Source organism: Streptomyces sichuanensis, assembly GCF_020328095.1.
Lineage (GTDB): Bacteria > Actinomycetota > Actinomycetes > Streptomycetales > Streptomycetaceae > Streptomyces > Streptomyces cinnamoneus.
Map to the genome: position 1 here is coordinate 61,713 of NZ_JAIXMK010000057.1, position 6,317 is coordinate 68,029.

A 6,317-nucleotide genomic window follows, 5' to 3' on the forward strand; every position below is an offset into this window, starting at 1 on the left:
CGTCGACGACCCACCGGCGACGGCGCTACTTCTTCGTCGCCGCCTTCTCCTTCTTCGGCTGCGTCACGGGGCCGCGGCGCACCGAGCCGGGGGCGTTCCACTCGGCGCGCTTGCGGGCGCGCTGCTTGGCGGCCTCGGAGGAGTCGAGCTGCCAGGGCACGGAGGTCACCATCACGCCCGGTGTGAACAGCAGGCGGCCCTTGAGGCGCAGGGCGCTCTGGTTGTGCAGCAGGTGCTCGTACCAGTGGCCGACCACGTACTCGGGGATGTAGACGCTGACCACGTCGCGCGGGCTCTCCTTGCGCAGCCGCTTGACGTACTCGATGACCGGCCGGGTGATCTCGCGGTAGGGCGAGTCGAGGACCTTCAGCGGGACGTCGATGCCGCGGCGGTGCCACTCCTCGCGCAGGGACTTGGTCTCGGACGCGTCGACGCTGATGGTGAGGGCTTCGAGGGTGTCGGAGCGCATGAGCTTGGCGTAGGCCAGGGCTCGCAGGGTCGGCTTGTGGATCTTGGAGACCAGGACGATGGAGTGCACGCGCGAGGGGCGTACGGTCTCCTCGCCCGGCTCCTCCTCGGCGGCGATCTCCTCGGACACCCGGTCGTAGTGCTTCCGGATGGCGGTCATGGTGGCGTAGAAGATCACCATGCCGAGGAGGGCGACCCAGGCGCCGTGGGTGAACTTCGTCAGCAGCACGACGACGAGGACCAGGCCGGTGAGGAACGCGCCGAAGGTGTTGATCGCCCGGGAGCGGATCATCCGGCGGCGCTTGCCGGGGTCGGTCTCGGTGGCCAGCAGGCGGTTCCAGTGCCGGACCATGCCGGTCTGGCTGAGGGTGAAGGAGACGAAGACGCCGACGATGTAGAGCTGGATCAGCTTCGTCGAGTCGGCCCCGTAGATGTAGACCAGGACGGCGGCCGCGCCGGCGAGCAGCACGATGCCGTTGGAGAAGGCCAGCCGGTCGCCGCGCGTGTGCAGCTGGCGCGGCAGGTAGCGGTCCTGGGCCAGGATCGAGCCGAGCAGCGGGAAGCCGTTGTACGCGGTGTTGGCCGCCAGGAAGAGGACCAGGGCGGTGGCCGCGGCGAGCAGGATGAAGAAGAACGAGCCGCCGCCGAAGACCGCCTCGGCGACCTGCGAGATCACCGGGTTCTGCGTGTACTCCTCGCCGACCGGAACGCCGTTCTTCAGCAGGTGGGTGGCGGGCTCCTCGGCCATGCGCACCTTGGTCACCATGGCCAGGGCGATGATGCCGCAGAACATGGTGACGGCGAGGCCGCCCATCAGGGCGAGCGTCGTGGCGGCGTTCTTCGACTTCGGCTTGCGGAAGGCGGGCACGCCGTTGCTGATGGCCTCGACGCCGGTGAGGGCGGCACAGCCGGAGGAGAAGGCCCGCAGCAGCAGGAAGACGAGCGCGAAGCCCGCCAGGCCCTGGTGCTCGGCGCTGATGGTGAAGTCCGCGGTGGGGGCCTTCATGGTGTCGCCCGCGATCAGGCCGCGGTAGGCGCCCCAGGCGACCATCACGAAGACGCCGCCGACGAAGACGTACGTCGGGATCGCGAAGAGCTTGCCGGATTCCCTGACGCCGCGCAGGTTCATCAGCGTGAGCAGGATGATCACGCCGATGGCGCAGGCCGTCTTGTGCTCGACGACGAAGGGGATCGCGGAGCCGAGGTTCTCGATGCCGGAGGAGATCGAGACCGCGACGGTCAGGACGTAGTCGACGAGCAGGGCGCTGGCGACGGTGAGGCCGGCCTTGGGGCCGAGGTTGACGTTGGCGACCTCGTAGTCGCCGCCGCCGCTGGGGTAGGCGTGGACGTTCTGGCGGTACGAGGCGACCACCGTGAACATCAGCACGACGACCGCGACGGCGATCCAGGGGCTGAAGTGGTAGGCGGACACGCCTGCCGCGGAGAGGACGAGCAGCACTTCGCCCGGCGCGTACGCCACGGAGGACAGTGGGTCGGAGGCGAAGACGGGCAGCGCAATGCGCTTGGGGAGAAGGGTCTCCCCGAGCTTGTTGCTGTGCAGCGCCCGGCCGATGAGGATCCGTTTCGGCAGGTCGGTCAGTTTGGACACGCAGAGGATCGTAAGGGTTCGGTATCGATGACGCCCACCCGGCTACCCGTGGGAGCCGAAATCCGTTAAGGGGGCGTTAAGACCCCCCGGCCGGGGTTTCGGCTCCGGCCGGGCGGGCGATCAACGTCCGTCAGGGGTTCGGCACGATCCGTCAGGGGTGCAGCACGACCGGCAGCGCGCGGTGGCCGTTGGAGATGAAGGAGTCCACCTGGCCGCACCGGTCCGCGTCGACCGCCAGGGCCATGTCGGGGAAGCGCTCGAAGAGGGCGGGCAGCGCGATGGACGCCTCCAGCCGGGCCAGCGGGGCGCCGAGGCAGAAGTGGACGCCGTGCCCGAAGGAGAGGTGCTCCTTGGTGGCGCGCATCACATCGAAGCGAGCGCCGTCGTCGCCGTAGAGCCCCGGGTCGCGACCGGCCGCCGCGTAGGAGGCGATGATCGCGTCGCCCTTGCGCAGGGTGATGCCGCCGTCGAGGGCGATGTCGTCCACGGCGTAGCGCAGCGGGAGGTTGGCGACGGGGGCCTGGACGCGCAGGGTCTCCTCGATCACGTCGTTCCAGCCGGCCCGGCCGGCGCGGACGAGCGCCAGCTGCTCGGGGTGGGTGAGCAGGGCGTGGATGGCGTTGTCGAGGAGATTGACGGTGGTCTCGTGGCCCGCGCCGATCATGAGCAGGAGGGTGTCGACGAGCTCCTGCTCGCTCAGCGGCGTGTCGGCCTCGTCGTCGCGGGCGGAGATCAGGACGCTGGTCATGTCGTCGCCGGGCTTCTCGCGCTTGGCGGCGACGATGCCGCCGAGGATGCGGTAGAGCTCGGCGTAGGTGGCGGTGACCTCCTCCGGGGCGGCGGAGGTGTGGAAGATCGAGTCGACGCAGCGGCGCAGCCCCTCGCGGGTGGGCTCGTCCTCGACGCCGAAGAGCTCGCAGATCACCTGGATGGGGATGGGGTAGGCGTAGCCCTCGCGCAGGTCGACCCGTTCCCCGGGTGCGGTGGCGGCGAGGCCGTCGAGGAGGTCGGCGGTCATCGCCTCGATGCGCGGGCGCAGGGCGGCGGTGCGGCGGGCGGTGAACGCCTTGGCGACGAGGGAGCGCAGCCGCTTGTGGTCGCTGCCGTAGGCGGTGAACATGTTGGTCACCGCCACCCAGGTGTACAGCGGCCACTCCGGGGAGACCTCACCGTTGATCCAGGCGGGCCAGTGCCGGCGCGGGTCCTTGGAGACGCGGGGGTCGGTCAGCAGTTGCTTGAGCAGCGGCTGGGACGTCACTGCCCACGCCACCACGCCACCAGGGAGCTCCACAGGGGTCGCCGGCCCGTGGGCGCGGATGCGGGCGGCCTCGCCGTGGATGTCGCGACCGGTGGGATCGATCGTGACGGGGCAGGTCGAGCGGTCCATCGGCTCTCTCCAGGTGTCTCGGTCGGCAGGTGCTCGGCTGAGGAGGTGGGGTGCGGCGGTCCGTCGGCCGGGGCGGGGTGTCCCGGGCGGACGGGGGCGGGCGCCGGTACGGGCACGGGTACCGGGGGGAAGCGCGCGGGCAGGGCGGTCAGGGCGCGGTGGAAGGGGCCGGGCCGCCACACGAGCCGGTCGGCCGGCACGGCCAGCTCCAGGTCCGGGAGCCGGTCCAGGAGCCGTTCGACGGCCGTGGCGGCGATGAGCCGGGCGGGGTCCTTGGCGGGGCAGTGGTGCGGGCCGGCGCTCCAGGCGAGGTGGGCGCGGTTGCCGGTGCGGCGGTCGGAGCGCAGGACGGGGTCGGTGTTGGCGGCCGCGAAGCTCACCACGACGGGGTCGCCGGCGCGCAGGGGCACTCCGCCGAAGTCCAGGTCCTCGACGGGGTAGTGCACGGCGTAGTTGGCCATCGGCGGGTCGAGCCACAGGACCTCGTCGAGGGCGTCCTCGACCGGCATGCTGCCGCCGGCCAGGTCGCCGGCGAAGCGGTCGTCGGAGAGCAGCAGCCGCAGCGCGTTGGCGATGAGGTTCTGCTGGGGCTCGGTGCCGGCGCCGATGAGGACGACGAGCTGGTGGAGCATCTCCTCGTCGCCGAGCTGGACGGGGTGGGCCATCAGCCAGGACGTCATGTCGGCACCCGGCTGCTCGCGCTTGAGGGCGATGAGCTCCATGAGGCTGCTGGTGATGAGCGCGTCGGCCCGCTCGGCGTCGACGCCGTCGAAGATGCCGGAGAAGCCCTCGACGAGGCGGTCGCCGAGCTCGGGCGGACAGCCGAAGAGCTGCTGGAAGACCAGGAGCGGCAGGACCTTGGCGTACGAGCCGAGCAGGTCGGCCTCGCCGAGCGCGGTGAAGCGGTCGATGAGGTTGTCGGCGCTGCGCTCGACGTAGCCGCGCAGGGCGTTGGGGTCGATGCGGGCGAGGCTGTCGTCGACGGCCTGGCGGTAGCGGCGGTGGTCGTCGCCGTCGGAGAAGAGGCAGTTGGGCCGGTAGGCCATCATCGGCACGACCGGATTGTCCGCCTCGACCCGGCCCTCGGCGAGGGCCCGCCAGCGGCGGGCGTCCTTGGCGAACCGCTCCGGGCTGCGGAGCACTTCGAGCGCGGCCCGGTAGTCGGTGACGAGCGTGGCCCGCACGCGGGGCGCCAGCTCGACGGGCGCGGCGGGCCCGTACGCGCGCAGCCGCCCGTAGACGGCGTGCGGGTCGGCGGCGAAGTCGGGGCCGTACAGCGGCGTCGCCGGCCCCTGTGCCCGGTGCGCCGGGCAGCCAGGGGGTGGTGCAGAGGTCACACGGGCTCCTGTGCGCTACGGGTCTGCAGGTATTCCACGAGGGTGATCAGTGCGTGGGTGGAGGAGAGCCGGTCGCGGGCGTCACAGGTGACCAGCGGGGTCTCGGGGAGCAGGTCGAGGGCCTCGCGGATCTCCTCCATGGGGTGCACGGGAGCGCCGTCGAAGTGGTTGATGGCGACCGCGTACGGCAGGCCGTGCTCCTCCAGCAGCCCCATGACGTCGAAGGACTGCTCCAGGCGGCGGGTGTCGGCGAGGACGAGCGCGCCGAGCGCGCCCTGGGTCATGTCCTGCCAGAGCCGGGTGAAGCGCTGCTGGCCGGGGGCGCCGAAGAGGTAGAGGACGAGACTCTCGCTGAGGGTGAGCCGGCCGAAGTCCATGGCGACCGTGGTGGTGGTCTTGCCGTCGATGCCGGCCAGGTCGTCGACGAGCGCGCCGGCCTGGGTCATCGTCTCCTCCGTGCGCAGCGGCCGGATCTCCGACAGCGAGCCGACGAAGGTCGTCTTGCCGACCGCGAAGTGCCCGACCACGAGGATCTTGGCGGCGGTCCGTACGGTTCGGGGCAGGTAGAGGTCTCCGTCAGAGGCGAGCGCGGAGTCCATCGAGCACCTCCTGCAGGATCTGGGCCTCGGGCAGCTGCGCCGAGGGGATGGGGGCGCGGGTGGAGAGGTGGCCGCTGTCCACGAGGTCGCCGAGCAGCACCTTGGTGACGCTGACGGGCAGCATCAGGTGGCCGGCGATCTCGGCGACGGACAGGGCGCCGCCGAGGCAGAGTTCCATGAGCGCGCGCTTTTCGGGGCTGAGGCCGCCGAGCGGCCGGTCGCCGTGCGCCATGACCAGGGTGACCAGGTCGAAGGTGTTGCGGGTGGGGTGGGAGCGCCCGTCGGTGACGACGTACGGGCGCACCAGCCCCTGCTCGCGCCTCGGCGCCGGCGGAGTCATGCCGGGCTGCCCGGGCCGCCCTGCCAGCTGTCCTGCCGCGGCGGGCTGACCAGCTCCTTGCCGAGCCGGTCGACGGTCTTCTGCATGCGGTAGGTGACGGCCTCCATGTCGACGTTCTCGCCGGCGGAGACGGCGAGGTAGGCGCCGGGGCCGGCGGCGATGAGGAAGACGTAGCCGTGGGCGAACTCGATGAGCGTCTGCCGCCAGGGGCTGTCGTGGTGGGCGGGGTGGGTGCAGAACTCCGTGGTGGAGCGGCTGATGGACTGCAGTCCGGAGAGCGCGGCGGCCTGGCGCTCGGCCTCGTCCCGGTCGATGCCCCGGGAGTGGGCGCGCAGCATGCCGTCGGCGGACAGCAGGATCGCGTGCCGGGCCTCCGGCATCTTCACGACCTCGTCGAGCATCCAGCCGAGCTCTTTGTTCAGGTGGTCGTTCACGCGTGCGGGTTCCCTTCGTCTTCTGCGGGGGTGCCGGGTCGGCGGGCGGGGGCCTGGCGGTCGTCGTGGATGCCGGGCCGGCCGGCGCCCGGCGGCGTGGGGCCGGGGGCGCGGTGGGCCGGTCCGGGCGGCGGGCCGCCGGG

At 71.7% G+C, this 6,317-nt stretch carries 6 protein-coding genes; all 6 read right to left on the reverse strand.

The annotated features are described in order from the left end of the window. Positions 1-25 precede the first annotated feature (25 nt). The 6 genes from LE181_RS18105 to LE181_RS18130 all read right to left on the reverse strand — a co-directional run bounded on the left by LE181_RS18105 (position 26) and on the right by LE181_RS18130 (position 6,174). Complete coding sequence (locus tag LE181_RS18105; RefSeq protein ID WP_225662335.1) at positions 26-2,077, reverse strand: APC family permease; 2,052 nt, start codon at positions 2,075-2,077, stop codon at positions 26-28. Positions 2,078-2,228: 151 nt separating this feature from the next. Continuing rightward, entirely contained in the window at positions 2,229-3,335 is a 1,107-nt protein-coding gene (locus LE181_RS18110; protein ID WP_225662336.1) for a cytochrome P450 family protein, read from the reverse strand. Beyond that, entirely contained in the window at positions 3,332-4,801 is a 1,470-nt protein-coding gene (locus LE181_RS18115) for a cytochrome P450 (RefSeq protein WP_225662337.1), read from the reverse strand. The genes LE181_RS18110 and LE181_RS18115 overlap by 4 nt, the downstream gene beginning before the upstream one ends. Next, on the reverse strand, positions 4,798-5,400 hold the full coding sequence (locus LE181_RS18120) for a GTP-binding protein (protein WP_225662338.1): 603 nt from the start codon (positions 5,398-5,400) through the stop codon (positions 4,798-4,800). The genes LE181_RS18115 and LE181_RS18120 overlap by 4 nt, the downstream gene beginning before the upstream one ends. Beyond that, positions 5,378-5,740 (reverse strand): DUF742 domain-containing protein, encoded by a 363-nt coding sequence (locus tag LE181_RS18125; protein WP_190110472.1) that lies wholly within the window; start codon positions 5,738-5,740, stop codon positions 5,378-5,380. Before LE181_RS18125 ends, LE181_RS18120 begins: the two co-directional genes overlap by 23 nt. After that, on the reverse strand, positions 5,737-6,174 hold the full coding sequence (locus tag LE181_RS18130; RefSeq protein ID WP_225662339.1) for a roadblock/LC7 domain-containing protein: 438 nt from the start codon (positions 6,172-6,174) through the stop codon (positions 5,737-5,739). Before LE181_RS18130 ends, LE181_RS18125 begins: the two co-directional genes overlap by 4 nt. Between the last annotated feature and the right edge of the window lie 143 nt (positions 6,175-6,317).